General features: G+C 70.5%; 14 protein-coding genes. 10 read left to right on the plus strand and 4 right to left on the minus strand.

The genetic code is table 11. The features are described 5' to 3' along the window. Window positions 1-42: 42 nt before the first annotated feature. Together KOI35_RS41915 and KOI35_RS41920 are read right to left on the minus strand one after the other, a co-directional pair. A complete protein-coding gene (locus KOI35_RS41915; protein ID WP_215795300.1) occupies window positions 43-999 on the minus strand; it encodes a diacylglycerol kinase family protein in 957 nt (318 codons plus the stop codon). A 1-nt stretch (window position 1,000) separates the two neighbouring features. After that, complete coding sequence (locus KOI35_RS41920) at window positions 1,001-2,293, minus strand: adenylosuccinate synthase (RefSeq protein WP_215795301.1); 1,293 nt, start codon at window positions 2,291-2,293, stop codon at window positions 1,001-1,003. Window positions 2,294-2,410: 117 nt separating this feature from the next. Here KOI35_RS41920 and purD point away from each other — a divergent pair, with 117 nt between their 5' ends. Continuing rightward, window positions 2,411-3,652 (plus strand): phosphoribosylamine--glycine ligase, encoded by a 1,242-nt coding sequence (gene purD, locus KOI35_RS41925; RefSeq protein WP_215795302.1) that lies wholly within the window; start codon window positions 2,411-2,413, stop codon window positions 3,650-3,652. A gap of 8 nt (window positions 3,653-3,660) precedes the next feature. Here the strand turns inward: purD and KOI35_RS41930 are convergent, their stop codons facing one another. After that, entirely contained in the window at window positions 3,661-4,113 is a 453-nt protein-coding gene (locus KOI35_RS41930) for an SCP2 sterol-binding domain-containing protein (protein ID WP_215795303.1), read from the minus strand. A gap of 133 nt (window positions 4,114-4,246) precedes the next feature. Between KOI35_RS41930 and KOI35_RS41935 the strand changes: the two genes are divergently transcribed. The 6 genes from KOI35_RS41935 (at window position 4,247) to purL (ending at window position 11,350) form a co-directional block, all read left to right on the plus strand. Beyond that, entirely contained in the window at window positions 4,247-4,774 is a 528-nt protein-coding gene (locus tag KOI35_RS41935) for a winged helix-turn-helix domain-containing protein (protein WP_246614639.1), read from the plus strand. Then, window positions 4,764-6,071: an MFS transporter gene (locus tag KOI35_RS41940; protein ID WP_215795304.1), complete on the plus strand. Its 1,308-nt coding sequence runs from the start codon at window positions 4,764-4,766 to the stop codon at window positions 6,069-6,071. The genes KOI35_RS41935 and KOI35_RS41940 overlap by 11 nt, the downstream gene beginning before the upstream one ends. Further along, window positions 6,068-7,489, plus strand: coding sequence for an adenylosuccinate lyase (gene purB, locus KOI35_RS41945; protein WP_215795305.1), 1,422 nt, complete (start codon window positions 6,068-6,070; stop codon window positions 7,487-7,489). Before KOI35_RS41940 ends, purB begins: the two co-directional genes overlap by 4 nt. Window positions 7,490-7,821: 332 nt before the next feature. After that, a complete protein-coding gene (gene purS, locus KOI35_RS41950; protein WP_215795306.1) occupies window positions 7,822-8,079 on the plus strand; it encodes a phosphoribosylformylglycinamidine synthase subunit PurS in 258 nt (85 codons plus the stop codon). Continuing rightward, complete coding sequence (purQ, locus tag KOI35_RS41955) at window positions 8,076-8,783, plus strand: phosphoribosylformylglycinamidine synthase subunit PurQ (RefSeq protein ID WP_215795358.1); 708 nt, start codon at window positions 8,076-8,078, stop codon at window positions 8,781-8,783. Before purS ends, purQ begins: the two co-directional genes overlap by 4 nt. After that, a complete protein-coding gene (gene purL, locus KOI35_RS41960; RefSeq protein WP_215795307.1) occupies window positions 8,783-11,350 on the plus strand; it encodes a phosphoribosylformylglycinamidine synthase subunit PurL in 2,568 nt (855 codons plus the stop codon). Before purQ ends, purL begins: the two co-directional genes overlap by 1 nt. Before the next feature lie 75 nt (window positions 11,351-11,425). Here the strand turns inward: purL and KOI35_RS41965 are convergent, their stop codons facing one another. Further along, the gene (locus tag KOI35_RS41965; RefSeq protein WP_215795308.1) at window positions 11,426-13,420 is read right to left on the minus strand and encodes a carboxypeptidase-like regulatory domain-containing protein; all 1,995 of its coding nucleotides are present in this window, start codon (window positions 13,418-13,420) and stop codon (window positions 11,426-11,428) included. 157 nt (window positions 13,421-13,577) lie between these two features. On the opposite strand from KOI35_RS41965, the gene KOI35_RS41970 reads away from it, so the two are divergent. The 3 genes from KOI35_RS41970 (at window position 13,578) to purM (ending at window position 16,785) form a co-directional block, all read left to right on the plus strand. Beyond that, window positions 13,578-13,949, plus strand: a complete 372-nt coding sequence (locus tag KOI35_RS41970; RefSeq protein ID WP_308121388.1) for a sterol carrier family protein — start codon at window positions 13,578-13,580, stop codon at window positions 13,947-13,949. A 90-nt stretch (window positions 13,950-14,039) separates the two neighbouring features. Continuing rightward, window positions 14,040-15,599, plus strand: a complete 1,560-nt coding sequence (gene purF / locus KOI35_RS41975; RefSeq protein ID WP_215795360.1) for an amidophosphoribosyltransferase — start codon at window positions 14,040-14,042, stop codon at window positions 15,597-15,599. A gap of 34 nt (window positions 15,600-15,633) precedes the next feature. Next, on the plus strand, window positions 15,634-16,785 hold the full coding sequence (purM, locus tag KOI35_RS41980; protein ID WP_215795309.1) for a phosphoribosylformylglycinamidine cyclo-ligase: 1,152 nt from the start codon (window positions 15,634-15,636) through the stop codon (window positions 16,783-16,785). Window positions 16,786-16,850 lie beyond the last annotated feature (65 nt).

Here is a 16,850-nt window from a genome sequence, read left to right on the forward strand (position 1 = left end):
CTCCCCGAAATGCCGTACGAGACGTCCTACGAGAACAGTAGGTCAGCTTGCGTACACTGCCCAGGCTCCGGCCTCGGTCCACCATGAACGCTTGCGGTTCATTGCCCCGCCGACCCCGTCGTCGAGGAACTGGATCTCGCCGTCGCGGGGGAGCACCGACACCGCGCGGCCACGGGCGCGACGCACCTCGACCCGCATCTTGGTGCCCCGGAACCGCTGCTTGACGATCGTCGGGACGGCCACCGCGACCTCGACCTGGCCGTCGAGCGCGTCACCGTCGGCGAGCATGCGCAGCCCGGCGAACTCGGCGTAGCCCGCGCCGTTGCCGATCGCGCAGGCGAGGATCGGGTCGTCACCGTCGGAGAGCACCGCGTCGTCGACCTCGACCCGGCCCCGCCACGGCACCGCGCGCCCGTCGTCGTCCATGCCGCCGACCAGGGCGCCGTCCACCGTGACCGATCCGCCGTCGTTGCGCAGCAGGTCGAGCCGGCGCACCGGGCCGCTCAGGACTGCGGCGGCCACGGCTTCCGGCGTACGGGGAAGACGCAGTTGAAACGCCAGATCGGTGCTGTTCGACGCATCGAGCGGCAGGATCGCCAGCGGCGGCAGGTCGGGCACCGTGCGGCCGACGGCGAGGTCGTCCGGACGCTTGCTGGGCGGCGGAGCATAGCGGCGAACGAGCCGGCGGACGACGGCCCGCAGTTGACCGTCGGTCGACGTGGCCACCACGAGACGCAGCTTGCTGTCGGCGTCGGGCCAGGTCAGGCCGTCGGGCCGGGCCGGGCCGTCAAAGCGGGCGATGACCTCGTCGATCTCCTGATCGGAGGCGGCGGTGATCATCTCGACCCGGGCGCCGGCCGCGGTGAGCGCGTCGGCGCACTTGAGCACCGGCACCCGCGGGGCGCACGCGGTGGCGGGGGCACAGCCGCCGCACTCGTCGCCGCAACCGCCCCCGGAGCCCTGACCCTCGGCCAGGCTCAGCACCACCACGTCGTACATGTCAGGCTCCGCTCAGCACCGAGTGACGCTCGATGACCTGGTCGCGCGCCGGGCCGACGCCGACCACGGAGATGCGGGCCCGGATGCGCTCCTCGACGAACACCACGAAGTCTTGCGCTTCCTTGGGCAGGTCGTCGAACGAGCGGGCGCCCATGATGCTCTGCTTCCAGCCCGGCATCGTCTCGAAGATCGGGATCGCGTGGTGGAAGTCGGTCTGGCTGATCGGCATCTCGTCGTGGCGGACGCCGTTCACCTCGTACGCGACACAGACCGGAATCTCGTCGAGATCGTCGTAATTGTCGAGTTTGGTCAGCACAAAGTCGGTCACGCCGTTGATCCGCTGCGCGTACCGGGCCATCACCAGGTCGAGCCAGCCGATCCGGCGCGGACGGCCGGTGGTCGTTCCGTATTCCTGACCGACCTCACGCAGGTGGTCACCGAACTTGTCGTGCAGCTCGGTCGGGAACGGGCCCTCGCCGACGCGCGAGGTGAACGCCTTGAGCACCGCGACCACCCGGTCGATGCGCGTGGGCGGGATGCCGGAACCGGTGCAGGCGCCCCCGGCCGTCGCGTTCGAGCTGGTCACGAACGGGTAGGTGCCGTGGTCGACGTCGAGCAGCGTGGCCTGTCCGGCCTCGCACAGCACGACCTTGCCCTCGTCGAGCGCCTCGGAAAGTTCAAGAGCGGTGTCTCCCACGTACGGGCGGAGACGCTCGACGTAGGACAGCAGCTCGTTGACCACCTCGTCGACCTTGACGGCCTGGCGGTTGTAGATCTTCGACAGCACCTGGTTCTTGAACGACAGGGCCGCCTCGACCTTCTGCCGCAGGATCGACTCGTCGAACAGGTCTTGCACCCGGACGCCGACGCGGTTCATCTTGTCGGCGTAGGTCGGGCCGATGCCGCGCCCGGTGGTGCCGATCCGCCGCGCCCCCAGGTAGCGCTCGCTGACCTTGTCGAGCGAGCGGTTGTAGGACGGGATGACGTGCGCGTTCGCGCTGATCCGCAGCCGTGAGGTGTCGATGCCGCGCGACTCGAGGCCGTCGATCTCCTGGAAGAGGACGTTGAGGTCGATCACCACACCGTTGCCGATCACCGGGACCACGCCCGGAGACAGGATGCCGCTGGGCAGCAGGTGCAGCGCGTATTTCTCGCCCTCGATCACCACGGTGTGACCGGCGTTGTTGCCGCCGTTGAACTTCACCACGTAGTCGAGCCGGTCACCCAGCAGGTCAGTGGCCTTGCCCTTGCCCTCGTCGCCCCATTGGGCGCCGACCAACACGATCACCGGCACTTGCGTGAGCCTTCCGTCGAACAGTCGTACTCGGCAGAGGTCCGGGTACTGCCGAAGTTTACGCGACTGCCCTGCTGTGCGACGTGGGGAAGCGGACCGCCGGTAGGATCGCCCGTCGTGCGCGTACTTCTGATCGGTTCCGGCGGCCGTGAACACGCCCTTGCCCTCGGCCTCGCCGCCGACCCGTCGGTGGAGTTCCTGGCCGCCGCCCCCGGCAACCCGGGCGTGGCCCAGGTGGCCGAGCTGCACGAGATCACGGCGACCGATCCGGCCGCCGTGGCCGCGCTGGCCGTCGAGCTGGCCGCCGACCTGGTCGTGGTCGGGCCCGAGGCGCCGCTGGTGGCCGGGGTGGCCGACGCGGTGCGGGCCAAGGGCATCGCCTGCTTCGGCCCGAGCGCGGCCGCGGCCCAGCTCGAGGGGTCGAAGGCCTTCGCCAAGGACGTGATGGCCGCGGCCGGGGTGCCGACCGCCCGGTCGTATGCGTGCACTTCCCCGGACGAGGCCGGCCGGGCGCTCGACGAGCTCGGCGCGCCCTACGTGGTCAAGAACGACGGACTGGCCGCCGGCAAGGGCGTCGTGGTGACCGACGACCGGGCGGCCGCCGAGCAGCACGCGGCCGACTGCGGCACGGTCGTCATCGAGGAGTACCTGTCCGGCCCCGAGGTGTCGCTTTTCGTGGTCACCGACGGCACCGCGGCCGTCCCGCTGATGCCGGCGCAGGACTTCAAGCGGCTGGCCGACGGCGACGCGGGCCCCAACACGGGCGGCATGGGGGCGTACGCTCCGCTCGACTGGGCGCCGGACGACCTGGTCGACCGGGTGCTGACCGAGACGGTCGAGCCGACGCTGGCCGAGATGCGCCGCCGCGGCACTCCGTTCTCGGGGCTGCTCTATGTCGGGCTCGCGCTGACCCCCGACGGCCCCAAGGTCATCGAGTTCAACGCGCGATTCGGCGACCCGGAGACCCAGGTCGTGCTGGCCCTGCTCGAGTCGCCGCTGGGTTCACTCTTGAACGCGGCCGCCACCGGGACGCTGGCCCAGCTGCCGCCGCTGCGGTGGCGCGAGGGTGCGGCGATCACCGTCGTGGTGGCCAGTCAGAACTATCCGGCCACGCCGCGTACGGGCGACGTGATCGACGGCGCCGAGGTGCCGGGCGTGATCCACGCGGGCACGGCCCGTCGTGCCGACGGCGCGCTGGTCTCGGCCGGTGGCCGGGTGCTGAGCGTGACCGCTACCGGGTCCGACCTGGCTGCGGCCCGCGCGGCGGCCTACGCCCTGGTCGACGGCGTACGCCTCGACGGCGCCCAGTTCCGCACTGATATCGCGCTGGGCGCCGTCGAGGGACGCATCAAGCTCTGACCGAGCGGTCAGGCCTTGGGGATGTCGAAGAGCTTGGCCACGTTGGCGGCCAGGCCCAGGTCACCCTTGGCCTTGATCTTGCCGGTCATGAACAGCATCATCGGGTTGCCGTCACCCGAGACGACCTTGAGGAACGTGACCGCGTCCATGGTCATGGCCAGCTTGGGGTCGCGGGCCGGCTGGTTGGTGACCGTGCAGGCGCCGTTCTCGATCACCGTCTCGTAGGTGTCGCTCGCGCCGTCGGCGCCACCGGTGATGATCCAGTGGATGACCGTGCTGGTGTTGCCGGCCCGCTCGGCGCGGAACAGCGTGGGCATGCGGTTGAAGACCTCGTCGAGGATCTTGGTGCGCGAGTCGCCCGCCATCACCTCGGCGAGCTTCGCGTCGGGGGTCGCCTTGACGAGCGCCGCGAACTCCTTGGGGCCGATCGAGGAGAGAGCGTCCGGGTTGAAATCAGTCATCGGTGGACCTTTCAAGATGAGCTCAATACCTACTCGCCAGTAACCTTAGCGAACGTTGCCACTCCACCGTGCAGTGTGCCACTCCCAAACATTCATTGGACAGTCGGCCCTCGGCGTCCCTAGACTCCCCAACATGTCTTTGGGAGAAGAGGGCGCGTCGCTGCGGGCGATGGCCCATCCCGTACGCCTGCAGATCCTGTCTCTTTTGACCGGAGCCGCCCTGACCGCGGCCGACGTGGCTCGCGAGCTCGGCCTCACGCACGCCAACGCGAGTTACCACCTGCGCAACCTGCACTCGGCCGGTGTGATCGTGCTGGTCGGCGAGGAGAAGATCCGCGGCGGTGTGGCCAAGCGCTACCGCTACGACGCCCGCCTCGACCGGAAACCCGAGTCGGCCGAGGAGAAGGGCGAGCTCTTCGCCGCGCTCGGGCACGAGCTCGTTCGTCGTGTCGCCCTCGGGCGCTGGACGGCCGGGACGGCCTCGGTTCTCGGCGACGGCGACCTCTGGATCGATCCCGTCGTCTGGCGCGAGATCCACGGCAAGGTCGGCGAGGCGCTCCGCGAGCTGCACGACGCGGCCCAGCCGCCGCGCACTCCCGGCACCATCCGCACCAGCACCACTGTGGCGATGTTCGAGATGGAGTCACCCGATGGGCAGTAACTTCGCGCCGCTGCGTCACGCACCCTTTCGTTTCCTGCTGGCCGGCCGCACGGTCAACGCGCTGGGCAACTCCTTCGCGCCGATCGCGCTCGCCTTCGCCGTCCTCGACCTGACCGGCTCGGCAACCGACCTCGGTCTCGTGGTCGGGGCCCGGACGCTGGTCAACGTGGCGTTCCTGCTCTTCGGCGGGGTGCTCGCCGACCGCATGCCGAAGCACTTGCTGATGGTGGGCGCCAGCCTGGCCGCGGCGCTGACCCAGGGCGCGGTGGCCGCCCTCGTGCTCACCGGCAACGCGACGATCCCCCTGCTCATCGTGCTCGGCGCGATGAACGGCATGGTGGGCGCGCTCGCCCTGCCGGCCAGCTCGTCGATCCTGCCGCTGACCGTGCCGGCCGAGATCCGCCAGCAGGCCAACGCCGTCAACCGGCTCGGGCTCAACTCCGCCGCGATCCTCGGCGCGCCGCTGGCCGGGGTCGTGGTCGCGGCGACCAACCCGGGCTGGGGCATCGCCGTGGACGCCGTCACGTTCGCTCTGTCCGGGCTGCTGTTCATCCCCCTGCGCTCGCTGGTGGCGACTCCGGCCCCGGCTCCGGCCGCGTCGACCGAGCCTCCGGTCGGTTCCGAGGGCGTTCCGGCAGTCGAGCCGGCTCGGCCTAACGTGTTCGCCGACCTGCGTACGGGATGGTCGGAATTCCGCTCCCGGCAGTGGCTCTGGGTGGTCGTGGCGGGCGCGGCACTCGGCAACGCGGTCTGGAGTGGCGGCCTCTTCGTCCTCGGTCCGGTCGTGGCCGACGACACCATCGGCCGCCGGGCCTGGGGAATCGTGCTCGCCGCGCAGACCGCGGGCATGATCGTCGGCGCGTTGATCGCGATGCGCCTGCGGGTGCGGCGGCTGCTGCTGTTCGGCAGCGTGGCCTGTTTCGGCATGGCGGTGCCGTTGCTGCTGCTCGGGGCGTACCCGAACTTCTGGGCCCTGATCGCCGGCGCGGCCATCGCCGGGCTCTCGGTCGAGCAGTTCGGCGTCGCCTGGGAGACGACCATGCAGGAGCACATCCCGCCGGACAAGCTGGCCCGCGTGTACTCGTACGACATGGTCGGATCGTTCGTGGCCATGCCGATCGGCGAGCTCGCGGCCGGCCCGATCGCGCATGTCTTCGGCGTCGAGACGACTCTGGTCGGCGCCGGGGTGCTGATGGCGGTCTCGGTGGCCGTCATGTTGATCAGCCGTGACGTACGCACCCTCCCGCACAAGCTGCCCGAGGAGCCCGCCGGCGTCGTGAAAGAATCTGTGGCGTGACCATCCCGAACGTCCTCGCCGCTCGTTACGCCTCCGCCGACCTCGTCGCCCTCTGGTCGCCCGAGGAGAAGATCCGGATGGAGCGCCGCCTCTGGCTGGCCGTGCTGCGGGCCCAGCGCGATCTCGGCGTGGCCGTGCCCGAGGGCGCCGTCGAGGCCTACGAGTCGGTGCTCGACCAGGTCGACCTGCCCTCGATCGCGGCCCGCGAGCGCGTCACCCGGCACGACGTGAAGGCGCGCATCGAGGAGTTCAGCGCGCTGGCCGGGTTCGAGCAGATCCACAAGGGAATGACCTCCCGCGACCTGACCGAGAACGTCGAGCAGCTGCAGATCAAGGCGTCGCTCGAGCTGATCCGGGCGCGGGTGATCGCCACCCTGGCCCGGCTCACCGAGCGCGCGGTCGAATACTCCGACCTGGTCATGACCGGGCGCTCGCACAACGTGGCGGCCCAGGCCACGACGCTGGGCAAGCGGTTCGCCTCGGCGGCGGAAGAGCTGCTCATCGCGTACGAGCGCCTCGACGACCTGATCGCCCGGTATCCGCTGCGCGGGATCAAGGGTCCGGTCGGCACCGCGGCCGACCAGCTCGACCTGCTCGACGGCGACTTCGACGCGCTCGGCACGCTCGAGCAGCGGGTCGCCTCCCACCTGGGCTTCGAGCGGGTGCTCAGCAGCGTCGGCCAGGTCTATCCGCGCTCGCTCGACTTCGACGTCGTCTCGGCGCTGGCCCAGGTCGTCGCCGGGCCGTCCTCGCTGGCCACCACGATCCGCCTGATGGTCGGGCAGGAACTGGTCACCGAGGGCTTCAAGCCGGGCCAGGTCGGCTCGTCGGCGATGCCGCACAAGATGAACACGCGCTCGTCCGAGCGGGTCAACGGTCTCGCCGTGATCGTCCGCGGCTACCTGTCGATGGTCGGCGAGCTGGCCGGTGACCAGTGGAACGAGGGCGACGTCTCGTGCTCGGTGGTGCGCCGGGTCGCGCTGCCCGACGCGTTCTTCGCCGCCGACGGTCTGTTCCAGACGTTCCTCACGGTGCTCGACGAGTTCGGTGCCTATCCCGCGGTGATCGCCCGCGAGCTCGACCGGTTCCTGCCGTTCCTCGCGACGACCAAGATCCTTGTTGCGGCCGTACGGAAGGGTGTCGGCCGTGAGGTCGCACACGAGGTGATCAAGGAGCACGCCGTCGCCGTCGCGCTCGCGATGCGGGAGAAGGCCGCCACGGTCAACGACCTGTTCGACCGGCTCGCCGCCGACGGCCGGCTCAAGCTGACCCGGGCCGAGATCGACACCCTGGTCGCCGATCACGCCGCCTTCGTGGGGGCGGCGCCGTCGCAGGTGCGTACGGTGGCCGACCGGGTCGCGACGATCGTGGCCGCGCACCCCGACGCCGCGAAGTACGCCCCGGCTCCGATCCTCTGAAGCCTGGGGCCGACATGCCGCTAGGGCGCGGCGGAGATGATCATCACGACGCGCCCCGGCGGAGTCCCGTCCGTGCGGTGGCGGGGCGGCCACCGCACGGTCTCTCGGAGATCGTGAACTGACCGTAGAACGCCCGCGCGACGCCGCCTAGAACCCACCTGACTCCTATCACCGTGTGATGACCCCGCGGTTGATCTCACGGGTGGTCGAGATCACCGGTGAGTTGGCTGCTCAGCGGGCCGAGCGTCGCGTGCGCGACACCGGCCGAGAATCCCGTAGCGTGGTTCGCAAGGTAGGCTCCACGTGCTTACACCTATCAGTCAGGAGTGCCCGTGGCTCGCGTCGTGGTCGACGTCATGCTGAAGCCGGAGATCCTTGATCCGCAGGGCCAGGCGGTTGCGAATGCGCTGCCCAGGCTCGGCGTCACCGATGTCACGTCCGTCCGCATCGGCCGGCGCATCGAGATCGAGTTCGAGGGGGCGCCCGATCTCGATCGGGCTCGCGAGATCGCCGACAAGCTTCTCGCCAACCCGGTGATCGAAGACTTCACCATCCACGTCCACGAGGACGCTGCGGCGGAGGTCGCCTGACCATGCGCATCGGTGTGGTCACCTTCCCGGGATCGCTGGACGACGGGGACGCGGCCCGTGCCGCGCGCATCGCCGGCGCCGACGTCGTCCGACTCTGGCACGGCGACCCCGACCTGCACGGCGTCGACGCGGTGGTGCTGCCCGGCGGCTTCTCCTACGGCGATGCCCTGCGCTGCGGCGCGATCGCCCGGTTCGCCCCGGCGATGGATTCGATCGTCGACGCCGCCCGCGGCGGTCTGCCGGTCCTCGGCATCTGCAACGGCTTCCAGATCCTCTGCGAGGCGCATCTTCTTCCCGGTGCGCTCACCCGCAACCAGCACCTGCACTTCCGCAACCGCGACCAGTTCCTGCGCGTCGAGTCGACCGACACGGCGTGGACCAACTCGTTCACGGCCGGTCAGGAGATCCTGATCCCGGTGAAGAACGGTGAGGGCTGCTACGTCGCCGACCAGCGCACGCTCGACCAGCTCGAGGCTGAGGGCCGCGTGGTGGCGCGCTACATCCGCGGAAACCCGAACGGTTCGCAGCGCGACATCGCCGCGATCACCAACGAGGCCGGCAACGTCGTCGGCATCATGCCGCATCCGGAACACGCGGTGGAGGCGCTGACCGGTCCGTCGCTCGACGGCCTCGGCTTCTTCACCTCCGTCCTGCGGGCCCTGGCCGGGTCGTCCGCGGGGGCAAACGCAGGGGGACACCAGTAATGACGACGCAGCCGGACACGTCCGCGGCGCCGAAGCAGACGGGCTTTGCCGCGACCGACGTGCTGGTCAACGAGTTCGACGGCGGCCCCGACACGGTGCAGCGCGCTCTCAGCACCTCCGACGAGCTGCAGCCGCACACCGAGCTCGGCCTCAAGGACGACGAGTACGACCGGATCCGGCAGATCCTCGGTCGCCGTCCCACCGCCTCCGAGCTGGCGATGTATTCGATCATGTGGAGCGAGCACTGCTCCTACAAGTCGAGCAAGGTGCACCTGCGGCAGTTCGGTGACAAGGCGCCGCGCGGCACCCGCATGCTGGCCGGCATCGGCGAGAACGCGGGCGTCGTGCAGATCTCCGACGAGCTCGCGGTCACCTTCAAGGTCGAGTCGCACAACCACCCGAGCTTCGTCGAGCCCTACCAGGGCGCGGCCACCGGCGTCGGCGGCATCGTGCGCGACATCCTGGCGATGGGCGCCCGCCCGATCGCGGTGATGGACCCGCTGCGCTTCGGTGCGGCCGACCACCCCGACACCGCCCGGGTGCTGCCCGGTGTGGTGGCCGGCATCGGTGGCTACGGCAACTGCCTGGGCCTGCCCAACATCGGCGGCGAGATCGTCTTCGACCCGACCTATCAGGGCAACCCGCTGGTCAACGCGCTGAGCATCGGCGTACTGCCGGTCGAGCGTCTGCAGCACAAGGAGGCGGCCGGCGTCGGCAACGTCGTCGTGCTGCTCGGTGCGCGTACCGGCCGCGACGGCATCGGCGGTGTCTCCGTGCTGGCCTCGGCCACCTTCGACGAGGGTGCCGAGCAGCGCCGCCCGTCGGTGCAGGTCGGCGACCCGTTCATGGAGAAGCTGCTCATCGAGAGCTGCCTCGAGCTGTACGACGCCGGCCTCGTCGCCGGCATCCAGGACCTCGGCGGCGCGGGTCTGACCTGCGCGCTCACCGAGACCGCGGCCGCGGCCGGCACCGGCATGCGGGTGTGGCTCGAGCGGGTGCCGCTGCGTGAGGCGTCCATGTCGCCGACCGAGATCCTGGCCAGCGAGTCGCAGGAGCGCATGCTCCTGATCGTCACGCCGGAAAACCTCGACCGCGTGCTGACCGTCGCCGAGAAGTGGGGCGTCTGGGCCACCGCGATCGGCGAGGTCACCCCGGCCGGCGAGGACGGTTCGCCCGGCCGACTCGTGATCACCTGGAACGACCACGTCGTGGTGGACGTGCCGCCGGGCTCGCTCGCCGACGACGGCCCGGTCTATGCCCGCCCGATCCGCGAGCCCGCCGACTTGATACTGCTTCAGGCCGACAAGGCGGAAACCCTGCCCCGCCCGTCCACGGGTGACGAACTGCGCGAGACCGTGCTGCGGATGATCGCCTCGCCGAACCTGTGCGACAAGACGTGGGTGACCGAGCAGTACGACCGTTACGTGCTCGGCAACACCGTGCTGGCCCAGCCGGAAGACTCGGGTGTGCTGCGGATCGACGAGCGCACCGGTCTCGGCGTCGCGCTGTCGGTCGACGGCAACGGCCGCTTCGCCCGGCTCGACCCGTACGAGGGGGCGCGGCTCGCGCTGGCCGAGGCCTATCGGAACGTCGCCGTCACCGGGGCCGAACCGGTCGCGGTGACCGACTGCCTCAACTTCGGCTCGCCCGAAGACCCGGCCGTGATGTGGCAGTTCGCCGAGGCCGTCCGCGGCCTGGCCGACGGTTGCCAGCAGCTGGGCACCCCGGTGACCGGGGGCAACGTCAGCTTCTACAACCAGACCGGCGCCGCCGCGATCCACCCGACCCCCGTGGTCGGCGTGCTCGGCGTCTTCGACGACGTCGCCCGGCGCATCCCGATGGGCTTCCCGGCCGGCAGCGAGGGCGACCTCGTCTACCTGCTCGGCGAGACCTCGTGCGAGCTCTCCGGCTCCGAATGGGCCTGGGTCACCCACGGCCACCTCGGCGGACGCCCGCCCAAGGTGGACCTCGAGAAGGAGCGTCGCCTGGCCATGCTGATGGCCCGCGCTTCGCAGGCGGGTCACGTGAGCGCCGCGCACGACCTCTCCGACGGCGGCCTAGCGCAGGTCCTCGTCGAGAGCTGCCTGCGGCGCAACGTCGGCGTGACGGTTTCGCTGCCCGACGACGGCCAGTCCGCCTTCGTGCACCTGTTCAGCGAGTCGGCCGGTCGTGCGCTGGTCGCGGTGCCACGCGGGCACGACAAGGCGTTCGCGGCCCTGGCCGGTGAATACGGCGTGCCCTGTGTCCAACTCGGTGCCACCTCGGCCGAGCCGGTGCTCGAGGTGCGCGACCAGTTCAGCATCCCGCTCGACGAGGCACGCACGGCGCACGAGGCGACGCTGCCCGCCCTGTTCGGTGGCACGGCCGAGCTGGCCAACCGGCACGGCGACCCGGAGCACGCGGCCGACCCGTCCGCGCCGGCCGGGTCCGACCGCGGCGACGAGGTGCTGATCGCGGGAGCCTCCGGCGCGGCCATGGAGTCGGCCGCCCCGATCGAGGCGGACGGCACGTCGGCGGCCTCGGCATCCGAGGCCAAGGATTCGACGCCGGGCGGTCCGATCGCCTAGCGGTCACTGACACGAGAAAGCCGGCCAGCGAAATCGCTGGCCGGCTTTCTTTGTGCTTCGTCGTGCCCGGGAAACTCAGTAGTCGTGACCGCCGCGGCGCGGGGCCGGCGAGTCCTGACCCTGGCGCGGCTGGCCGCCGTAGTTGCCACCACCGCGCTGGTCGTAGCCGCCCTGCTGGTTGCCGTACTGCTGCTGGTCGTCATAGCCGGCCTGGTCGTTGCCCGGGTAACCGCCACCCTGGTAGCCGCCCTGGCGCGGGTCGTAGCCGCCGCGCTGGTCGTCCTGGTAGCCGTCGTCGTAGCCGCCACCGCCGTACTGGCCGCCCTGAGGGGCGCCGCCGTACTGGCCGCCGCCCTGGGGGGCATTGCCGTACTGCTGGCCGCCCTGCGGAGCGCCGTATTGACCGGTGCCCTGCGGGCCGTAGCCGTTGTTGTCGATGCCGTCGCCGGGGGCGCCCCACGATCCGTAACCACCCTGGTCGGCCGGCTCCGCTGCGTAGCCGCCGCCCTGGTAGCCGCCGCCCTGAGGGGCGCCGCCGTACTGGCCACCGCCGTACTGCTGCTGGTCGCCGTAGCCGCCACCCTGGTCGTAGCCGCCGTAGCCACCGTCGTCGTGCCCGGCGTCGGGCCGGTACATGCCGGTGGGCTCGCCGTACGCTCCGTAGCCGGCACCCTGCTGCTGGTCGGCCGACTGGCCGTAGTCGTTGGCGTCGTCCTGCGGCCGGCCGTACTGGGTGGAGTCGCCGTACTGGCCGCCGCCGTTGTACTGCTGGGTGCCGCCGCCGTACTGCTGCGTGCCCCCGCCGTACTGGTTGGTGCCACCACCCGGCTGGTCCCAGCCACCGGCGGCCGCGCCCGAACCCGCGTAGCCACCCTGCGGCGGCATCGGCGCACCGTAGGGGTCGGGGAACTCGTCCTCGGCGGCGGGCATGCGGTGGATCACCGTCGGAGCGTCCGCCATGGACGGTGCCCCGGACAGCGGAGCGATCATGGTCGCGTCGTTGGCCCGGCCGCCGCCGACCGGCGCCGCGACGCGGGTGGCGTCGCCGCCGTAGCGGCCCTGGCTCGGCGGCACGACGCCGCCGGAGCCGGGCAGGCCGGTCGGGTCGTCGTCGTCATTGTCGTCGTTGTTCTTGCGGCGCAGCATGACCAGCACGATGGCGCCGATGCCGGCCGCGACCAGCAGGATGCCGATGATGATGTAGAGCATCGAGCCGCCGCTGTCCTCCTGGGACGCGGCGTTGTCGGGGGCAGCCTCGGTGGTGGTGGTCTCGTCGGGCGCCGCCTCGGCGCTCGTCTCGGCCGTCGGTGAGGCGCTGGCCGTCGCGCTCGGTGTGGCCGTGGCGGACGGCGTCGCGGGCGCCGTCGACTTCAGGGTCAGCGCCACGACCAGGCTCTGGCCGGCCGAGGCCTGCCGCTGGACCGCGGCCTCTTCGAAGCCGTCCTTGCCGGCGGCGATCGAGATCGTGCCGGCCGTGATCGGGTTGTTGTCGGACGAGGTGAACGAGTATTGACCTGAGCCGTCCGACGTCGCCTGGAAGGTCTTGTTGGCGCCGTCCCGCATCGCGACCAGCGCCCCGGCGACGCCCTTGCCGTCCTGGTCCTTGACCCGGCCCGAGACCTGACGGACGGCCTGCGGCGCGTCGGGACCCTTGACCGTGATCTGCTGGTTCACCCGGCCGGTCTCACGACCCTGCTGCCCGACGATGGTGGCGGTGATCTGTACGGTCACCTGACGCGTGTCACCGGCGTTGACGTCGGGCGCGGTGAACTGGACCTTGAACTCGGTGCCGTCACCGGAGATCGGGGAGATGCGGCGACCGCAGCCGTCGCAGCGCATGCCACCGCTGTTGACCTCGACGGTGGCCGGCGTGCCGTCGTTGCCGTTGGTCTCGCGGACCTGGAAAGTCATGTCGATCTTGGCGCCCGAGGGCACCTCGGTCGAGAGGTCGGTGATCTGCACGGCGGGTGCCTCGGCGAGCGCCACCGCGGGGGCGGCGAAGACTCCGCCGACGACCACCGCCAGTAACGCACCGGCCTGGGCAGCCCGGGCTCGTAGGTGCGTCGTCACCTTCCACCGCCTTCCGGTCGCACGGTCACCGGCCGATTGGGGGAGCCGGTTACATCCCGCGACTAAAACACCGTCGGCCACTATGCCTTGTCAAACGTCCCCAGCGCGACCCAGGGCCGCGTACCAATCTCGCTGAAGCGAGTCGTATTGTCCCGACGTGTCTCCTGCGCACAATAAATCCGAGTCGGTCCGCCAAGCGTTGGACGCGCTGGATCGCGGCGTCCAGCCCGAGCGATCAGTGCTGCGTGACGCTGTGCGAGCGCTCCTCGCGGAGTTGTCGGCCAAGGCGCCTGGCCGATCGGTGGAGGTCCGGATTCCGCCTTTCGGTGCCATTCAGTGTGTTCCTGGTCCCAGGCACACCCGTGGCACACCGCCCAATGTGGTCGAAGCGGACCCGGTCACCTGGGTTCTGGTCGCCACGGAGCGTGTGAGCTGGGCCGATGCGCTGCGTGACGGACGGCTGCGGGCGAGCGGCATTCGAACCGATCTCACCGAATACCTTCCGCTGACCGGTGGCGCGGCCGATTGACAGCCCGAGCCGCACCCCCGCGGCTCGCGTACACTGGGCCGTCGGAGCGGTCCAGCAAAGTTCGAGCAGATCAGCATGAGGGAGCAACAGGTGCCCCGAGGCGACGGCCGGTTGACCGACGATCTCGACCCCCAGGAGCGCGGCCCCCAGGATGCCTGCGGCGTCTTCGGTGTCTGGGCCCCCCGGGAAGAGGTCGCGAAACTCACCTATTTCGGGCTCTTCGCTCTTCAGCACCGCGGCCAGGAAGCAGCCGGCATCGCGGTGAGTGACGGCTCCGGCGTGGTGGTCTACAAGGATCTCGGCCTCGTGTCCCAGGTCTTCGACGAGCCGACCCTGGCCAGCCTGCAGGGCCACCTGGCGATCGGCCACACGCGTTACTCCACCACCGGCGGTTCGAACTGGGAGAACGCCCAGCCGACGATCCGGGCCACCACGGCCGGCACGACCATCGCGCTGGCCCACAACGGCAACCTGGTCAATACGGCCGAGCTGGCCCGTGAGGTCGCCGAGCGGGGCCTCGAAGCCGACAGTGCGACCTCCGACACCGCCCTGGTGACCACCCTGCTGGCCAGCCGCCCCGATCTCTCGGTCGAGGCCGCCGCGCTCGAGGTGCTGCCGGGGCTCAAGGGCGCCTTCAGCTTCGTCTTCATGGACGAGAGCACCCTCTACGCCGCGCGCGACCCCCAGGGCGTACGCCCGCTGGTGCTCGGCCGCATGGAGCGAGGCTGGGTGGTCGCCAGTGAGACCGCCGCCCTCGACATCGTCGGCGCCAGCTTCGTCCGCGAGGTCGAGCCGGGCGAGATGCTCGCGATCGACGAGCACGGCCTGCGGTCGACCCGGTTCGCCGCGCCCGAGCCCAAGGGCTGCCTCTTCGAATACGTCTATCTGGCCCGCCCCGACACGACGATCGCCGGCCGCAACATGTACTCGGCCCGCGTCGAGATCGGCCGCGTGCTGGCCCGCGAGCACCCGGTCGAAGCCGACCTGGTCATCCCGGTCCCCGAGTCGGGCACCCCGGCCGCGATCGGCTACGCCGAAGAGTCCGGCATCACCTTCAGCGCCGGGCTGACCAAGAACGCGTACGTCGGCCGCACCTTCATCCAGCCGTCGCAGACGATCCGCCAGCTGGGCATCCGGCTCAAGCTCAACCCGCTGCGCGAGGTCGTGCGGGGCAAGCGCCTGGTCGTGGTCGACGACTCGATCGTCCGCGGCAACACCCAGCGCGCGCTGGTGCGCATGCTGCGTGAGGCCGGGGCGCTCGAGGTGCACGTGCGGATCTCGTCGCCGCCGGTCAAGTGGCCCTGTTTCTACGGCATCGACTTCGCCACCCGGGCCGAACTGCTGGCCAACGGGCTCGACAACGAGGGCATCCGCCGCTCGATCGGAGCCGACTCCCTGGGTTATGTTTCCCTGGACGGTCTGGTGTCGGCCACCGAGCAGCCGAAGACGCGGCTCTGCATGGCCTGCTTCGATGGTCACTATCCGATCGAGTTGCCGGCCGGCAACCTGATCGGCAAGCACCTGCTCGAGGGCGTCGGCAAGCGCGCCTCGATGCCGTCGGCCACCGACGAGGCGGCGACCGCGGCCGTCGCCGAGCTCGAGACCGAGTACGACGTTCGCGAGCTGGCCGGTCAGGGCGGCGGCGCATGAGTTTCACTGACGAAGCACGTTTAAGGGGAGAACCGTGACGCACGTGTCCGAGCGCAACAGTGCCGGGTCCAACGGCGCTGAGGGCGCCGACCGCCGGCCCTGGACGGCCGGCGGCGGCCGCGCCGTGCGCAAGCGCACGGCCACCTACGCGGACGCGGGCGTCTCGATCGAGGCCGGTGACCGGGCCGTCGAGCTGCTCAAGTCGAAGGTCAAGCGCACCACCCGCCCCGAGGTGATGGGCGACCTGGGTGGCTTCTCCGGGCTGTTCAAGCTGAACACCTCGAAGTACAAGAGCCCGATCCTGGCCTCGTCGACCGACGGCGTCGGCACCAAGCTGGTGATCGCGCAGCAGCTCGACATCCACGACACCATCGGCATCGACCTGGTCGCCATGGTCGTCGACGACCTGGTCGCCTGTGGCGCCGAGCCGCTGTTCCTGCTCGACTACATCGCCTGCGGCGAGGTCGTACCGGACAAGGTGGCCGAGATCGGCGCCGGCATCGCCGACGGCTGCCGCTACGCCGGTTGCGCCCTGCTGGGCGGCGAGACGGCCGAGCACCCCGGCGTGCTGCGCCCGGACGAATACGACGTGTCCGCCACCGGTGTCGGCGTGGTCGAGGAGAGCGAGATCCTCAGCCGCGACCGGGTCGAGCTGGGCGACGCGGTGATCGCGATGCGGTCCTCGGGGCTGCACTCCAACGGCTATTCGCTCGTACGCCACGTGCTGCTCGGCGCCGGCCGCATGCGTCTCGACTCGGTGGTCGACGACTTCGGCAGCCAGCGCACGCTGGGCGAGGAACTGCTCACCCCCACCAAGATCTATGCCAAGGACTGCCTGGGCCTGATCGAGGAGACCGACGTCCGCGCGTTCTCCCACGTCACCGGCGGCGGCATCCCGGGCAACCTCAACCGCATCCTGCCCGCCAACGCCGACGCGGTGGTCGACCGCTCGACCTGGCGACCGCAGCCCATATTCGACCTCATCCAGGCCAAGGGCCGGATCGAGGACCACGAGATGGAGGCCACGTTCAACATGGGCGTGGGCATGTTCGCGATCGTCTCGTCCGACGACGCCGACCGCGCGATGGCCTACCTGACCGGCCGTGGCGTCGAGGCGTGGCAGGTCGGCGAGGTCATCGAGGGCACCGGTGAGGTGCAGATGATGGGCCAGTACACCCGGGGCTGACGTTTCAAACCGAAGTGATCCGCGTGTGTCGATATCCGGCACATGCGGATCTTTCGTTTACTCGG

This window comes from Paractinoplanes bogorensis (genome assembly GCF_018829635.1).
GTDB classification, from domain to species: Bacteria; Actinomycetota; Actinomycetes; order Mycobacteriales; family Micromonosporaceae; genus Actinoplanes; species Actinoplanes bogorensis.